This is a genomic window from Hominimerdicola aceti, from assembly GCF_025567495.1.
GTDB lineage: Bacteria > Bacillota > Clostridia > Oscillospirales > Ruminococcaceae > Hominimerdicola > Hominimerdicola aceti.
The window spans coordinates 235,763-251,082 of sequence record NZ_JAOQJZ010000001.1 but is presented as its reverse complement, the minus strand read 5'-3'; the positions used below and the strand labels follow the sequence as shown (position 1 = coordinate 251,082).

14 protein-coding genes are annotated in these 15,320 nt (G+C 45.0%); 5 read left to right on the top strand and 9 right to left on the bottom strand.

What is annotated here, in order from left to right; all coding sequences use genetic code 11:
• Position 1 precedes the first annotated feature (1 nt).
• The 4 genes from OCV57_RS01345 (at position 2) to purD (ending at position 3,953) form a co-directional block, all read left to right on the top strand.
• Entirely contained in the window at positions 2–535 is a 534-nt protein-coding gene (locus OCV57_RS01345) for a TFIIB-type zinc ribbon-containing protein (protein ID WP_267300256.1), read from the top strand.
• Positions 531–1,748 carry a phosphoribosylaminoimidazolecarboxamide formyltransferase gene (locus OCV57_RS01340; RefSeq protein ID WP_267300339.1) on the top strand — a complete coding sequence of 406 codons (1,218 nt, stop codon included), beginning with the start codon at positions 531–533 and terminating at the stop codon, positions 1,746–1,748. Before OCV57_RS01345 ends, OCV57_RS01340 begins: the two co-directional genes overlap by 5 nt.
• A 55-nt stretch (positions 1,749–1,803) precedes the next feature.
• Complete coding sequence (locus OCV57_RS01335) at positions 1,804–2,508, top strand: photosystem II reaction center PsbP family protein (RefSeq protein ID WP_267300255.1); 705 nt, start codon at positions 1,804–1,806, stop codon at positions 2,506–2,508.
• A gap of 89 nt (positions 2,509–2,597) precedes the next feature.
• Positions 2,598–3,953 (top strand): phosphoribosylamine--glycine ligase, encoded by a 1,356-nt coding sequence (gene purD / locus OCV57_RS01330; RefSeq protein WP_267300254.1) that lies wholly within the window; start codon positions 2,598–2,600, stop codon positions 3,951–3,953.
• A gap of 127 nt (positions 3,954–4,080) precedes the next feature.
• Here the strand turns inward: purD and OCV57_RS01325 are convergent, their stop codons facing one another.
• Positions 4,081–6,513: a YhgE/Pip domain-containing protein gene (locus tag OCV57_RS01325; protein WP_267300253.1), complete on the bottom strand. Its 2,433-nt coding sequence runs from the start codon at positions 6,511–6,513 to the stop codon at positions 4,081–4,083.
• A gap of 20 nt (positions 6,514–6,533) precedes the next feature.
• The gene (locus tag OCV57_RS01320; protein ID WP_267300338.1) at positions 6,534–8,633 is read right to left on the bottom strand and encodes an efflux RND transporter permease subunit; all 2,100 of its coding nucleotides are present in this window, start codon (positions 8,631–8,633) and stop codon (positions 6,534–6,536) included.
• Between the two features lie 278 nt (positions 8,634–8,911).
• On the opposite strand from OCV57_RS01320, the gene OCV57_RS01315 reads away from it, so the two are divergent.
• The gene (locus tag OCV57_RS01315; protein ID WP_267300252.1) at positions 8,912–9,526 is read left to right on the top strand and encodes a TetR/AcrR family transcriptional regulator; all 615 of its coding nucleotides are present in this window, start codon (positions 8,912–8,914) and stop codon (positions 9,524–9,526) included.
• A gap of 84 nt (positions 9,527–9,610) precedes the next feature.
• On the opposite strand, the gene OCV57_RS01310 is transcribed toward OCV57_RS01315, so the two are convergent.
• Genes OCV57_RS01310 through OCV57_RS01280 form a run of 7 tightly spaced genes read right to left on the bottom strand, consistent with a single transcriptional unit; the run spans position 9,611 to position 15,318 of the window.
• On the bottom strand, positions 9,611–10,558 hold the full coding sequence (locus OCV57_RS01310) for a transketolase family protein (RefSeq protein ID WP_022287360.1): 948 nt from the start codon (positions 10,556–10,558) through the stop codon (positions 9,611–9,613).
• A 3-nt stretch (positions 10,559–10,561) separates the two neighbouring features.
• Positions 10,562–11,401 carry a transketolase gene (locus tag OCV57_RS01305; protein WP_022287361.1) on the bottom strand — a complete coding sequence of 280 codons (840 nt, stop codon included), beginning with the start codon at positions 11,399–11,401 and terminating at the stop codon, positions 10,562–10,564.
• Positions 11,402–11,424: 23 nt separating this feature from the next.
• On the bottom strand, positions 11,425–12,246 hold the full coding sequence (locus tag OCV57_RS01300) for an HAD family hydrolase (RefSeq protein WP_267300251.1): 822 nt from the start codon (positions 12,244–12,246) through the stop codon (positions 11,425–11,427).
• Positions 12,247–12,263: 17 nt separating this feature from the next.
• A complete protein-coding gene (locus OCV57_RS01295; RefSeq protein WP_267300250.1) occupies positions 12,264–13,181 on the bottom strand; it encodes an RluA family pseudouridine synthase in 918 nt (305 codons plus the stop codon).
• Positions 13,168–13,683 (bottom strand): signal peptidase II, encoded by a 516-nt coding sequence (lspA, locus tag OCV57_RS01290; protein ID WP_046440859.1) that lies wholly within the window; start codon positions 13,681–13,683, stop codon positions 13,168–13,170. The genes OCV57_RS01295 and lspA overlap by 14 nt, the downstream gene beginning before the upstream one ends.
• Positions 13,684–13,739: 56 nt before the next feature.
• Positions 13,740–14,516 carry a DivIVA domain-containing protein gene (locus OCV57_RS01285; RefSeq protein ID WP_117863232.1) on the bottom strand — a complete coding sequence of 259 codons (777 nt, stop codon included), beginning with the start codon at positions 14,514–14,516 and terminating at the stop codon, positions 13,740–13,742.
• A 19-nt stretch (positions 14,517–14,535) separates the two neighbouring features.
• Complete coding sequence (locus tag OCV57_RS01280) at positions 14,536–15,318, bottom strand: YlmH family RNA-binding protein (protein ID WP_267300249.1); 783 nt, start codon at positions 15,316–15,318, stop codon at positions 14,536–14,538.
• Positions 15,319–15,320: the final 2 nt, after the last annotated feature.

Below are 15,320 nucleotides of genomic sequence, written 5' to 3'. Positions count from 1 at the left end.
GTTGGAACTTATCGCACTTCAGTGCAAAAACTGCGGCGGTGAAATAACGATAGAGGACGATAAGAAGATCGTCTACTGCCCTTACTGCGGCACTCAGAACTACATTGACGACGGCACCAGGACGGTCAAGATAGTTGATGAGGCGAAGCTTGAAGAAGTAAGGCTCAGGCAGGAAGAATTTCTAAAGAGAAAAGCTTCTGAGGAAGAACTCAACGGCATAAGGGACAAAAAGATAAAACAGCGCAGGATATGGCGAGTATTCATGGTGCTGGCGCACATTCTTATTGTGATACCTATTTTTCTGCTCATGAAGAATATGGACGATACGCCGAGCATAAATCTTATACTCGGTATGCTTGGATATCTGCTAATCATGCCCATAATAATGGGTGTGACAAGACCAAGTATCCCCTCGAAAAAGTGGGACGTTAAAGAGAAAAGCAAGGGCAGGCTCATACTGCTTTTCTATATCTCATTCGCTGCGGTACTGCTTGTGGCAGTAATGGCAGGAGTGGCAATATTTGCAATGGATTAAGGCTTATTCATATAAACAGGAGGTAAAAATTATGGCAAATGAAATGCTTTTGAAATACGGCTGCAACCCTAATCAGAAGCCGTCAAGAGTATTTATGGAGGAGGGCAAGGATCTTCCTATCCAGGTACTCAACGGCAAGCCCGGTTACATCAATCTGCTTGACGCATTCAACGGCTGGCAGTTGGTAAGAGAGCTTAAAAAGGCTACAGGTATGTGTGCGGCAACTTCTTTCAAGCACGTTTCACCTGCGGGCGCTGCTATCGGCAAGCCTTTGAGCGAGGTCGAAAAGAAGATATATTTTGTTGACGATCTGGGCGAGCTTACTCCACTTGCAAGCGCTTATGCGAGAGCAAGAGGTGCTGACAGAATGTCATCATACGGCGATTTTATCGCACTTTCTGACGAGTGTGACGCTTGCACTGCAAAGATGATCCAGAGAGAGGTTTCTGACGGTATCATTGCACCGGGCTACACTGACGAGGCTCTTGAGATACTCAAGTCAAAGAGAAAGGGTACATACAACATCATCAAGATAGATGAGAACTATGTTCCTGCACCTATTGAGAGAAAGCAGGTTTTCGGCGTAACTTTTGAACAGGGTCGAAACGAGCTGAAAATAGACAATGATATGCTCACAAATATCGTGACAGACAACAAGGAGATCCCTGAGGACAAGAAAACTGATCTTGTTATCTCACTTATCACACTTAAATACACACAGTCTAACAGCGTTTGCTATGTAAAGGACGGTCAGGCTATCGGTATCGGTGCAGGTCAGCAGTCAAGAATACACTGCACAAGACTTGCAGGAAACAAGGCTGACATCTGGTGGCTCAGACAGCACCCAAAGGTTCTGGGACTTCAGTTCGTTGACAACATAAGACGTCCTGACAGAGATAACGCTATCGACGTTTACATTTCTGACGAGCATGATGATGTACTGGCTGAGGGCGTATGGCAGAACACATTCAAGGTAAAGCCTGAGGTGCTCACTGAGGCTGAAAAGAAGGAATGGCTTGCAAAGAACACAGGCGTTTGCCTTGGTTCTGACGCTTTCTTCCCATTCGGCGACAACATCGAGAGAGCTAAAAAGAGCGGTGTGGCTTACATTGCCGAGCCGGGCGGATCTATCAGGGACGATCATGTTATCATGACTTGCAACAAGTACAACATGGCAATGGCATTCACTGGAATAAGATTATTCCATCACTAATTTCTGCGCATTAATGCAAAACAATAAAGGTCAAGAAGAAAAGGAGAAATTTATTATGAAAAAGTTACTTGCATCACTCATGGCACTGTCAATGGTATTTGCAGTTACAGGCTGCTCAGAGTCAAGCGATTCAAGCAGTGAGTCAAAGGCTGAGGCTAAAACAACTACTACAACTACGGCTGCACCTGCTGTTGAGTCTAAGGCTGACACAACAACTACAACTGCTGCACCTGAGGAGTCAGCTGCTGACACAACAACTTCTGCTGACGACACAACAAGCACTGGCGACGAGGCTAAAGGCACATATGAGAATGACGTTTACACAAGCGATCTTTATACTTTCAAGATCGACTCAAAGAAGTGGGCAATGCAGGAGTCCGCTGGTGTTGACGTAATGTTCACATACGCTGACGCAGGCGATGATGCTGAGCTTGAGTCTGCTTCTATCAACGTTATCTCAATGTCAAACGATCTGCTCAATGGTCTTACAGCAAGTGATTATGCTGACCAGATCAAGCAAACATATAATTCCATGGACGGCTACACTGTTACAAACGACAAGGAAGATAAGTTTGCAGGCAAGGACGCTTACATTGTTGACGTAACAGGCGAGATCGGCTCACAGAAGGTACTGCTCAATCAGATAATCACTTCTGACAACGGCAACCTTGTTGTTATCACATATGGTGCAAGCGAGAACGCTTACAGCAAGCTTTCTGACGAGTTCAAGACAGTTCTTGACAGCTTTAAGCTTAAGTAATAATATACGAAGTAAATAAATGACGATACCGCACAGCATAGGTGTGCGGTATTGTTATAATTGGAAAAACACACTGAGGAGGTCTGAAAATGGACATATTAGTTGTTGGCGGAGGCGGACGTGAACACGCTATCATTATGAAGCTTGCGGAGTCCCCTAAGGTAGGAAAGCTTTACTGCACACCCGGAAACGGTGGCATTTCACGCTATGCAGAATGTTTTGATGTTGCGGCAACGGATATTGAGGGCGTTGTGGCTCTGGCAAAGAAGCTTAAAGTAGACATGGTGGCTGTTGCACCTGACGATCCGCTTGTACTTGGAATGGTAGACGCTTTGCAGGCTGAGGGTTTCAAGACCTTTGGTCCTAAGAAAAATGCGGCTATAATCGAGGGTTCAAAGGTCTTTTCTAAGGATCTTATGAAAAAATACAATATTCCTACAGCCAAATACGAGGTGTTCACAAACAGTGAGGACGCTATAAAATATGTCAAGGAACAGAACACATACCCTGCTGTTATAAAGGCTGACGGACTTGCACTTGGCAAGGGCGTTATTCTGGCGGAGAGTGAGAAAGAGGCTGTGGAGGCTATACACTCAATGATAGATGACAAGCAGTTCGGTGAGAGCAGTTCCACTATCGTTGTGGAGGAATATCTCACAGGTCCTGAGGTTTCTGTGCTTTCATTCACTGACGGCAAGACTGTTGTTCCTATGATCTCTTCAATGGATCACAAGAGAGCGTTGGACGGCGACAAGGGTCTGAACACAGGCGGAATGGGTACTGTTGCACCTAACCCTTACTACACTGAGGACATTGCCAAGGAGTGCATGGAGAAGATCTTCCTGCCAACTATCAATGCAATGAATGCTGAGGGCAGGACTTTTGAGGGCTGTTTGTATTTCGGACTTATGCTCACCTCTAATGGTCCAAAGGTAATTGAATACAACTGCCGTTTCGGCGACCCTGAAACGCAGGTAGTTCTTCCTATGCTGGAGGGTGATCTTTGCGAGATATTTGAGGCTATTTATGAACACAGGCTGGCTGATGTCAAGATCGGCTGGAAGTCGGGTTACTGCACTTGTGTTGTTATGGCGAGCGGAGGATATCCTGTTAAGTACAAAAAGGGTATCGAGATGTTCGGTATGGACGACAAGGGTCAGGTAGACGGAGCGTTTATTTATCACGCAGGCACTAAGTACGAGGACGGCAAATTCTACACAAACGGCGGACGTGTTCTGGGCGTTACCTGCAATGCTTACACGCTTCAGGGTGCTCTGGACAAGTCTTACGAGGCTGTTTCCAAGATAAAGTTCGAGGGAGAGCATTTCAGAAAAGACATTGGTCAGAAAGCACTCAAGGCACTTCCTAAAGATTCTCTTGATCTTGAATACAAGCAGGACATGGAGGACTACATCGAAGAAAACGGCGTTTATCTAAGACAGTAGAATATATAAAACGGACGGAGAGAGAAATCCCGTCCGTTTTTTTGTACAGATAATACGTTTATAAATACAAAGACCCCCTCGGACATTTCTGTCCAAGGGGGTCTTTGCTATGTGTGGGAAGTAAAAATTACTCGTCTGCTTTTTCAATAGCCGCAGTTTCGTAAATATACTTAACTGAGCTTTCAACGCCATCGGCTGCGCCTGAGAATGTAGTTGAATCCTCGGCTGCTTTCTTGAGAGCGTCAAGTCTGTCGATAAGTCCCTTGAGGTCGTTGTTGTAGATGTCAAGGAGCTTGCCGATGCCCTCGTCCTTATACTTAGCCATGCCGTCTTTAAGGGTCTTTGCACCGCTTTCAAGCTTCTTAACACCAGATGAAAGCTGTGAGCTGCCGTCTTTGAGCTGACCGATACCGCTGAACAGCTCTGCACTGCCACTTGAAAGTGTTGTTGTACCCTGTGCAAGCTCTACAAGTGATGAATAGAGTGTTGCAGTACCGTCTTTTAGCTGCTTGCTGCCGTTGTCAAGCTGACCAAGACCGCTGTCAAGAGTTTTTGCACCGTTTGAAAGCTTTGATACGCCTGAGTTCAGGCTGTCAACACCCTTATCAAGCTTGCTTGCGCCTACCTGTGCTGAGCTTACGCCTGCGGAGAGGTTCTTTGTGCCTGCGGAGAGTGTAGCTGCGCCATTGTTAAGATCCTTGCTGGACTTAGCAAGTGTGCCGATACCTGTTTTAAGTGCTGAAGCACCCTCGTTTACTGTTTTAAGTCCTGTATTCAAATTATCAACGCCTGCGACAAGACCTTTCTTCTTATCGTTAAGACCATTGTATATCTGAGTTACACCGTCAACAAGCTGTTTGCCCTCGGTAGCCATTGTGCCGACACCTGTTGAAACATCGCCAAGGCCGCTCTGTGCGCCCTGCTGATACTGGATAGAGCCATTTACGGCTGCTATCATATTGCTTATGCTCGTATACTCTGCTGAGCCTTCTTCGTAATTACCGAGAAGCTGCTCAAGTCCTGCGAGTACCTGCTGGTCGTATGCGATAGACTGTGTAAGAGCGTTATCTACCTTTGTTATGCCATTTGAAAGAAGTTCAACGCTTGCAGGGAGTGACTGCACCTTTTCATAGAGTGTGGAAACGCCTGCATTAAGTGTTGCAACGCCTTTTTTCAGTGCAGTTGAACCGTCATAGGTCTGCTTTGTGCCTGCGGCAAGCTTTTTAGAGCCTGCCTGGAGGTCGCCTACGCCTGTAACAAGCTTATTTGTGCCTGCGGCAAGGCTTGCAGCACCGTTATTTACCTGCTGTGCGCCTGAGGATACCTGTGAAAGTCCACTTGAAAGTGATGATGAGCCGTTCTTCAAGGATGACATACCACTGTTTACCTGATCAAAACCACCGAGGAGGGCTGTTGAACCACTATGAGCTGTGGAGATACCTCTCATAAGCTCACCTGTGGAAGAATCAAGGGTCTTTGCTCCGTCACGAAGCTTTGTTGCACCGCTGTTAAGGGTCTTAGCACCATTGTCAAGTGACTTAGAGCCTGAATAAAGCTTGTCGATACCTGTGATAAGTGTTCCTGAGGAATCGGACAGCTTCTTGATGCCTGCGTAAAGCTCTGCTGTGCCGTCTACAAGCTCGTCTGTAGCATCAGAAAGCTCATCAAGCTTATCCTGAAGATCGTCAGCATCACCGATATCGCTAAGGTCAAGCTTTGAGAAGATGTCAGATGTTGCGACTGTGAGAGCAGTTGTTGACTCGAAGTCCTTTACGTCTGCTGTGAACTCAACGTACTCCGGTATCTCGATATCTTCGTTATCCTGAAGATCAAGGCTCTTTGTAAGGCCAGGCATTGCAACACCTATAAGTATCTGTCTGCTTCCGTCTGAAATGAGCTTGCCATTTGTTACTTCAACGTTTGAATAAACGTTAGTATCAAGGATAGCTGTTGTTGCCATAAGGTATGGAACATAGATATCTGTTTTCTTGCCGTTTATCTTGACAGTTTTCTTATCGTTGTTCGTATAGTCATATCTTACTGTAAGCTTGCCGCTCTTGCCTGCGAGGTCCTCAGGCTTTATCTCCTTGCCGTCAAGGGTATATGTTACCTTTACATCAACCGGGAGTGCCTTATCGGTATAGCCCTTATAGTAGATATCTCCGCCCTCGGTATCCCATGTGAGCTTATCACCATTGGCTGTAAAGCCCTCGTCTGTTTTAACATTCTCGATATCTGTCAGGTCGGAAACGTCCTCCAGCTTCTTTACGCCCTGTGGGTTTTTCAGCCAGTTGGAAACGACTGTTTTTGTCTTGTTGCCGGAAGCGTCAGTGATAACATAAACTGTTTCTTCCTTAGCCTGCTTTTCTGTATCACTGTCAGACTTATCAGCTTTCTTTGTATCTTTTGTATCTTTTTTATCTGATTCGCTCTTTGTTGTTGAGGCAGTGCTGTCGGCAGCGGAAGAGCTGTCTGACTGAGCTGCTGCGTAAAGACCTGTGCAGCCTGCGGAAAGAAGTACGGCAAGTATGCCTGCAAGAACTCTTGAATACTTTTTCATAACTATATCTCCTTTACGAATTAGTTTATTTCAGGAAGCTTATAAAGCTTATTTTCTTTTTTCTTCATGCCCATTGTTGTATTGATTATTACCTTATCGAACAGCATAAGCATTGAAGGAAGTATGCAGATAACAGTTATCATACTGATTATTGCGCCTCTTGACATGAGCGTACAAAGCTGTGAGATCATATCTACGCTTGAATATACGCCAACGCCGAATGTTGAAGCGAAGAAGCCAAGTGCGCTGACCATGATAGACTTCATTGAAGTGGTGAGTGCGATAGTGACAGCTTCGTGCTTATCTTTGCCTGCGTTACGCTCGGTCTTATATCTTGTTGTCATAAGGATAGCGTAGTCAACTGTTGCACCAAGCTGGATAGTACCGATTACTACCGACGCTATGAACGGTATGGTGGTATTCGTAAAGCACGGAACACCCATGTTTACTGTGATAGCAAATTCGATAACGGCTACCAGAATAATAGGCAGTGAAACTGAACGCAGTGCAATAAGAATGATGATGAAGATAGCGGCGATAGAAACTATATTTACTACCTTGAAGTCATGATCTGTTATGTCGATAAGGTCTTTTGTTGCCGCCGCCTCACCGATAAGCATTCCGTCCTTATCGTAGGATTTAAGTATCTTGCTAAGCTCATCTATCTGGGCATTCTCTTCATCAGAAGCTACCTTGTATTCAGAACCTATTAGCATAAGCTGCCATTTGTCGCTCTTGAGTATCTTTGTTACTGACTCAGGAACTATCTCACGAGGGATAGACGGACCGATAAGAGTATCCAGTGACATTGAGAAGCTTACACCATCAACCTTGCCCATTTCGTCGAGCATAGAGTTTACTTCCTTTGGCTGCATATCAGCGTCAACCAGGAGCATATGGGTCGTTGCCATGTTGTATTCCTCATCTAGCTTTGTGTTTGCGATAACACTGTTGAGATCCTTTGGAAGAGTATCTGTCAGGTTATAGTAGACATTGGTGTTTATCTGACCATATACGGCAGGGATAAGTACAACTATAAAGAGTACGATAAATGCTGCATGGTGCTTGATAATGAACTTTGAAGGCTTTTCAAGGCTTGGAACAAGGTCTTTGTGCATTGTTTTTTCAAGTGCCTTATCGAAGACAAGTATCATTGACGGGAGAACTGTTATGCAGCAGATAACGCCAATAACAACGCCCTTTGCCATTACGATACCCATGTCCATGCCAAGCTCGTAGCTCATGAAGCAAAGTGCAAGGAAGCCTGCAACTGTTGTTATGGAGCTTGAAACAACTGAGGTGATAGTTTTGCCGATGGCGACTGCCATAGCCTCTTTGTTGTCACCAGGGTGCTTTTCTTTCTCCTCTTTGTAGCTGTGCCACAGGAAGATCGAGTAGTCTATCGTTACCGCAAGCTGTAGTACAGCTGCCAGAGCCTCGGTGATGAACGATATTTCGCCTTGTATGAAGTTCGTTCCCATGTTATAGATTATCGCCATGCCCACGCTGAGCATAAAGAACAGTGGGATAAGGAACGAATCCATTGTAAGTGCAAGTATGATACTTGTAAGTATTACTGCGATAACAACATACATCGGAGCTTCCTGCATTGTCAGATCCTTGATATCCTCAACGACTGACGACATACCGCTTACGAAACACTGCTCGCCTGCGATGCTTCTTATCTCCTTGACAGCTTCAAGTGAGCCGTCAGCGGAGGTCGCCTCGTCAAAAAAGACAGCCATCATTGTGGAGTTATCTGTATTGAAGAAATCGTAAATATCATCAGGAAGAACTTCCTTTGGAAGTGAAACGTCTGCCAAGGTGTCATACCAGAGAACATCGCAAACGTGGTCTACCTTTTCGATCTTCTCCTTGACCTTTTCAACGTCCTTATCCTCCATGCCGTCAAGCATTACCAGCGAAAAGCCACCCTTGCCGAACTCGTCAAGCATTATATCCTGACCTTTCATGGTTTCAATGTCTGACGGGAGGTATGAAAGAATATCATAGTTTATTCTCGTGCTGAGAAAACCGAATATTGACGGTATCAGCAGCAGAACGCTGACTATGAGTATCGGTACTCGGAGCTTTACAACTCCTCTGCCAAATTTCTGCATCAAATGTCATTCCCTTCACATAGTTTTTGACCTTTCGGTCTTTTAACAATTCATAGTATACATCAAAAATGACCAACAGTCAATAGTAAAATGACCATTAGTCATTCTTTTTGTAGAGTTGCACAAAATGACCAACGGTCACAAGTGACTATTGGTCATTTTGCTCCGTTGACTTTAACAAGAATTTGTATTATAATAAATATAGTGTCAACCACAGTAAACCTGTGTATGTGTGGCATACAAATTGTATATATTATAATAAGGAAGGACGTGTTAAAATGGGCAAGCTTGATACCAATAAAAAGGTAAAGGAGGACTCTCTGCTTAACACGGCCTTTAGTCTTTTTACCTCCAAGGGAGTGAGCAAGACCTCCATTTCAGACATCGTGAACAACGCTGGTGTGGCGAAAGGAACGTTTTATCTTTATTTCAAGGACAAATATGACATAAGAAACAAGCTTGTTTCTCACAAGTCGTCACAGCTTTTCAGAAACGCTATCGAGGCATTAAATGCGAGCGGCAAGAAGCTTACCTTTAACGAACGAATTATTTTTATTGTTGACAACATCATCAACCAGCTAAACGAGAACAAGTCGCTTTTGACTTTTATTGCAAAGAATCTTAGCTGGGGCGTTTTCAAGCACGCTCTTACGTCGCCTATAAAGGACGATGACATCGACTTCCGCAACATTTATGACGCTATGCTTGCTGACGCTCCATATGATATTGTTCAGCCTGAGGTCATGATATTCATGATAGTTGAGCTTGTAAGCTCAACCTGCTACTCGTCCATACTTTACAACGAGCCTGTGGACATTGGCGAGCTTAAGCCTTATCTTTACATATGTATAAACAACATTATCGACACTCATGCAGGCACTGTAAAAGCATAAGAAAAGACACGTTTACGAGATCATAAGCGTGTCTTTTTTTGTGTACAAAAAAACGGACGGAAGATATCCGTCCGTTTGCTTTTATTACTTTGCCTTAACAGCATCTCTTGCCTTTGCAACGATATTGTCTGCGCACAGACCGTACTCCTTGAGCAGATCTACTGCCGGGCCTGAGTGACCGAACTCGTCATTAACGCCGATCTTAACAAGCTTTGCAGGGTGTCTTGCTGCAAGAACGTCTGCAACGGCTGAGCCAAGTCCACCGATAACGCTATGCTCCTCAACTGTGAGAAGAAGTCCTGTGTTCTTTGCGGCTTCAACGATGATATCCTCGTCGATTGGCTTGATAGTGTGGATATTGATAACTGTTGCTTCGATACCCTCGGCTGCCAGTGTTTTTGCAGCCTCGATAGCCTCATAAACCATAAGACCTGTTGCAACGATAGCTATATCCTTGCCGTCACGGAGCTTAACGCCCTTGCCAAGCTCGAACTTATATGTTTCAGGGTCGTTAAAAACAGGTGTGGCAAGTCTGCCGAAACGAAGATAAACCGGACCTTCATGGAGGATAGCGGCTTCAACGGCAGCCTTTGCTTCAACGTCGTCAGCAGGGTTTATTACCACCATGCCAGGGATAGTTCTCATAAGAGCGATATCCTCGTTGCACTGATGTGTTGCACCGTCTTCGCCTACAGAGATACCTGCGTGTGTTGCACCTATCTTCACATTGAGGTGAGGATAACCGATAGAGTTTCTTACCTGCTCGAATGCTCTGCCTGCGGCGAACATTGCAAATGTAGAAGCAAATGGTATCTTGCCTGTTGCAGCCATACCTGCTGCAACGCCCATCATATTTGACTCAGCGATACCGCAGTCAAAAAATCTGTCAGGGAATTTCTTTTTGAATATACCTGTTTTTGTTGCAGCAGCAAGATCTGCGTCAAAAACATAGAGGTTATCATACTTATCGCCAAGCTCTGCAAGAGCCTCGCCGTAGCTTTCTCTTGTAGCTTTCTTCTTCAATTCTGCCATTGCTTAACCCTCCAGACTTTTAAGCTGTTCGTTTATTTCTGCCACAGCCTGCTCATACTGCTCCTTGTTAGGTGCTGAGCCATGCCATGAAACGTTGTTTTCCATAAATGAAACGCCCTTGCCCTTGATACTCTTCATTACGATAACGCAAGGCTGACCGCATACTGTTTCTGCCTCGTTGAATGCTTTTTCAAGTGAGTCAAAATCGTGAGCGTCGGCTGTGATAACGTGCCAGCCAAATGCTGCAAACTTGTCAACGATAGGATATGGCGACATTACGTCCTCTATCTTTCCGTCGATCTGAAGTCCGTTATTATCCACAACAGCAACGAGGTTATCAAGCTTATAATGAGCGGCGAACATTGCAGCCTCCCATACCTGACCCTCTTCGATCTCACCATCGCCAAGGATAGTATACACCTTATAGGTATCGCTTGTGAGCTTTCCTGAAAGCGCCATACCACAGGCAACAGAAATGCCCTGTCCAAGGGATCCAGAGGACATATCTACGCCAGGGATAGAGATACAAGGGTGACCCTGAAGCATTGCACCGATATGTCTGAGGGACTTCAGCTCCTCCTTTGGAAAAAAGCCTTTTTCTGCAAGAGTTGCATAGAGTGCAGGTGCTGTGTGACCCTTTGAAAGCACGAGTCTATCTCTCTCAGGCTCTTCCGGCTTATCAGGATATACGTTCATCTTGGCAAAATAGAGATAAGTGAGCAGATCTGCTATAGAGAGCGATCCGCCCGGGTGACCCGACTTTGCGTTGAATACTCCCTCGAGTATTCCAAGACGAACCTTGCAGGCTGTGATCTCAAGCTGTTTCTTTAATGTTTCGTCCATACTTTTGACCTCCAAAAAAAATATTATTTCTTCAGTTTTTCAAAAATTTCATCTATGACTGCGGCAATAAAATCCTCCTCGCAGGACTGCTCAAAGACCTTATCCGCAACCTTTTTGACCTCCTCTGCCGCATTTGACGGACAATATGCCATGTCAGCCGCTTGAAGAAGTTCAATATCATTATTATAGTCGCCTGCTGCCACGAAAGTAAAATCATCCATGCCACAAGCTTTTCTCAGCTCCTCAAGAGCCGTACCTTTTGATATATTCTGTGGAAGTATCTCGTAATACTCGATACTTGAACGCACAAAATCTACACCTTTGTAGCCTTTTTTTGCCACATAATTTATAAGCTCGTCCATACGCTCAGGCTCAACTGCAAAAAGCACCTTATACCAGTTCTTGTCAGGTATCTCGTCAACGTCACACTGAACGGGAATGAGCTTACAGATCTCGTTATGGCGCTTTTCCATAGGGGTCATGCTTGGCACATAGACCTCGTTGACAGTAAGCACTTCACAGCCAACATAAGGATTATCGGCAAGTATCTCCTTGACGATATCCGCCGCAAAGCTTGGCAGAAAGACGTTATATATCTGCTCTTTCGTATGGATATCGTAGACCATTCCGCCGTTTGACATTATGATAGGACAATTCACATTCACCATGTCAAAATACTGTCTAGCCGCCTGAATGGCTCTGCCTGTAGCGATAGAGAATCTGCCCCCAGCCTCTTCAAAACGCTTGACAGCGGCGAGAGTTTTCGGGGTAGGTATCTTGCTTGCGGGGAGAAAAGTTCCGTCCATATCCGTTATAAGCAGGACTTTTGATATATCTTCAAACATAAAATCACTTCCGTGGGTCAATTCCCTGCTCTGAGTTTTTTCAGCACCGCCTGAAAATAATCGGGCAATTCGCTGTCAAACTCCATATATTCCTTGGTCACAGGGTGTATAAAACCAATTTTCTTTGCGTGTAGGCACTGCCCCTCGATTCCCTTTACAGCTTTGCCGTAAACATCGTCGCCGTAGACAGGGTGACCGATATAGGCGGAATGTACTCTTATCTGGTGGGTTCGGCCTGTTTCAAGGCGGAATTTCACCAGCGAATACTGACCTAACTCCTCCAGCACCTCATAATGGGTAACTGCGTGCTTGGAGTTTTGCTCTGTCACGCACATTTTCTTTCTGTCATATTTGCTTCTGCCGATAGGTGCATCAACTGTGCCGATAGGGGTCTTTAGGCGACCGCCTGTGAGTACAGCTTCATACTCTCTTGTAAAGCTATGCTCTTTTATCTGAGCCGCAAGAAAGTTATGTGCGCTGTCGGTCTTGGCAACGATCAGCAGACCGCTTGTATTTTTGTCTATCCTATGGACTATCCCAGGGCGAATGACGCCATTTATTGAAGAAAGCCTGCCATGACAATGATAAAGCAATGCGTTCACCAAAGTGCCATCGGGATTGCCTGCGGCAGGGTGCACCACCATGCCTTTAGGTTTATTCACCACAAGCAGCTCGCTGTCCTCATAAACTATTTCCACGGGGATATCCTGTGGCTTGACGTCAAGCTCCACAGGGTCGGGAATAATTATCTCAACGCTGTCACCATTATGCAGCTTATAATTCTTAGCTACATTTTTGCCTCCAACTGTGACGCCACCGTCCTCGATAAGCTTCTGCACAGCAGAACGTGTAAGACCTGTATCCTGCGCTGACAAAAATCTGTCGATACGCTCGCCTGTTTGCTCAGCAGTGGCAATAAAATCAAGCTTTGTCATTTTCGTCTTTGACCTTTATATCGTCACGAATGGGCTTTTTCTTTTCGTCAAGAAAGCAAAAACAGATGACGAACAGAATTCCGCCGATAACGATACAGATATCCGCAAAGTTGAAGATAGGGAAATTGATAGGCTCGAACTTGATATAGTCCACAACTTCTTTTACCCTTATTCTGTCGATAAGGTTACCGATACCGCCTGCAAGCACCATAGCCAGCGACACAAGCTCCAGCTTTGAGCCTTTGCGTATCTTATACATATAGATCACCGCCACGATCAATACGACAACAGGCAGACCGATAAGAAACCAGGTCTTTCCTGACATCATGCTCCATGCTGCTCCTGAGTTTCTTATATGGGTCAGGCTGAAAACCTTAAAGCTACCGAACTTTATGACCTCGACAGGCTGACCATTCAACGGCAGGTTATTTGTCACGGCAAGCTTTATGAGCTGGTCGGCGGCAACGAGAACTGCCATGATAACAAGCGAAATTACAAACATCTATTCCCTACTCCATTTATGAACAGTAAGGCTCTGCGGAAAACAGAGCCTTTGAATTAGTTATTTTTTCCAAATTTAAGCTCAGCAGGAGCTGTCTTTGGTATAACAGGGTCGAAAGAACCAGTGTTAAGTATCTTCTCAACGTGCTCACTGTCAGTAACAGGTGCAGATTCAGCCTCAACAGTTTCCTCCGGCTCAGCTGTTTCCTCTGCCTGCTCCTCTGCAGCTTCCTGAGTTTCCTCGACTGTTTCTTCTTCCTCATACTCCTCTGCTGTATCCTCGGCAGGCTCGGACGCAGGAATCTCCATAATAAGTCTTATCTGCTTATTATAAAGCTGAGTAAGGTCAGCCTTGAACTGAGTTACCTCAGCCTTGAGGTTCTCAAACTTAGCAAGCTCCTCGTCATAAGCGGCTCTTACTTCATTTATCTTCTTTTCTGTTATCTCGGTATTAGTTCTGATAAGCTCAGCGCACTTTTCCTTATGCTCCTTAACTATTCTCTCACACTCAGAGGCACTCTGCTCTGCGAGTCTTACCTGCTCTGTTTTGGCAGACTCGATCATATCGTGAGCCTGAGTTTTGGCCTCAGTAAGTATCTTATTTGACTCTTTCTGAGCCACAACAAGAGCCTGCTGGATAGCTTCCTCGTCCTCTCTGTACTCGTTTATCTTCTCAACGAGCTTGATGATCTTAGCTTCGGTATCCTGATTTGCCTTTACTACTTCGGCATAATCCTCGGCTACCTGCCCGAGAAATTCTTTTACGTCTTCTTTTGAATAACCGTTTTTCTCGGTATCAAAAGTTTTTCCTTTAATATTATTTGGATTTAACATACTAGGACCTCCGTGATCTTTACACAAATTTATTTAAAGTTATATGTATTCTGTCTTTTTTAGTTGTGCCGTCAACTGAAAGCAGCTTGAATTTTCCGTATCCTCTCACTGAAAATGTACAGCCCTCTTCAAGAGGTATTTTCGGTGAATTTTTCGGCATATGGTCTATTTCGATGCCCACGTTTTTTATAAGCTGTGCTGACTTTTCTCGTGATATCCTTGCTGCAAGACTTAAGATACAATCTGCACGCATGGAAGCCACAGTACCGCTTATTTCCTGAGTTTTCTGCCCAATATGTATACTGCCGTCATAGCCTTCCCGGAGCTTCACTCCTGCTCTGCCGACCTTCGTCAGGACGCTTGTAACCTCGCCTGCCACAGAAGAACGCAGGAACACCGCTGACTTTCCCTCTCCCACAAGAATGTCGCCAACGCTGTCTCTTTTTATTCTTAGACCCATAAGCGAGCCTAGGATATCTCTGTGAGTTATTTTATCCTCTTTGCGATACAGCAGTGTAATTGCGGTGATAGGAAAATCCTCACTTTCTGCCTCGCCATATTCAGGATAGACGCACAGCATACGCCTTGCGGCGTTTTCATATCCGCCCCAAAGCCTATAATTCTCATATTTCACAGACGCCATGAGTTTTTCGCACAGCAGACACTGCCTTTCATCGAGAAACGCAGAAAACTTTGTTATATACTTTTCATCAGCCGCCATTATCCAATCGGACACTCTGTCTAACAGACGGATATCGTCCTCAGACAGGTCGGGCAAAAACTGATATTTAGCACGAGCCATTT

Excerpts from the sequence above, each read along its gene's own strand:
- OCV57_RS01320 (WP_267300338.1), bottom strand. The coding sequence starts at position 8,633 with ATGCAGAAATTTGGCAGAGGAGTTGTAAAGCTCCGAGTACCGATACTC.
- OCV57_RS01295 (WP_267300250.1), bottom strand. The coding sequence starts at position 13,181 with ATGACAAAGCTTGATTTTATTGCCACTGCTGAGCAAACAGGCGAGCGT.
- purD (WP_267300254.1), top strand. The coding sequence starts at position 2,598 with ATGGACATATTAGTTGTTGGCGGAGGCGGACGTGAACACGCTATCATT.
- lspA (WP_046440859.1), bottom strand. The coding sequence starts at position 13,683 with ATGTTTGTAATTTCGCTTGTTATCATGGCAGTTCTCGTTGCCGCCGAC.
- OCV57_RS01300 (WP_267300251.1), bottom strand. The coding sequence starts at position 12,246 with ATGTTTGAAGATATATCAAAAGTCCTGCTTATAACGGATATGGACGGA.
- OCV57_RS01325 (WP_267300253.1), bottom strand. The coding sequence starts at position 6,513 with ATGAAAAAGTATTCAAGAGTTCTTGCAGGCATACTTGCCGTACTTCTT.
- OCV57_RS01335 (WP_267300255.1), top strand. The coding sequence starts at position 1,804 with ATGAAAAAGTTACTTGCATCACTCATGGCACTGTCAATGGTATTTGCA.
- OCV57_RS01315 (WP_267300252.1), top strand. The coding sequence starts at position 8,912 with ATGGGCAAGCTTGATACCAATAAAAAGGTAAAGGAGGACTCTCTGCTT.
- OCV57_RS01310 (WP_022287360.1), bottom strand. The coding sequence starts at position 10,558 with ATGGCAGAATTGAAGAAGAAAGCTACAAGAGAAAGCTACGGCGAGGCT.
- OCV57_RS01285 (WP_117863232.1), bottom strand. The coding sequence starts at position 14,516 with ATGTTAAATCCAAATAATATTAAAGGAAAAACTTTTGATACCGAGAAA.
- OCV57_RS01280 (WP_267300249.1), bottom strand. The coding sequence starts at position 15,318 with ATGGCTCGTGCTAAATATCAGTTTTTGCCCGACCTGTCTGAGGACGAT.
- OCV57_RS01305 (WP_022287361.1), bottom strand. The coding sequence starts at position 11,401 with ATGGACGAAACATTAAAGAAACAGCTTGAGATCACAGCCTGCAAGGTT.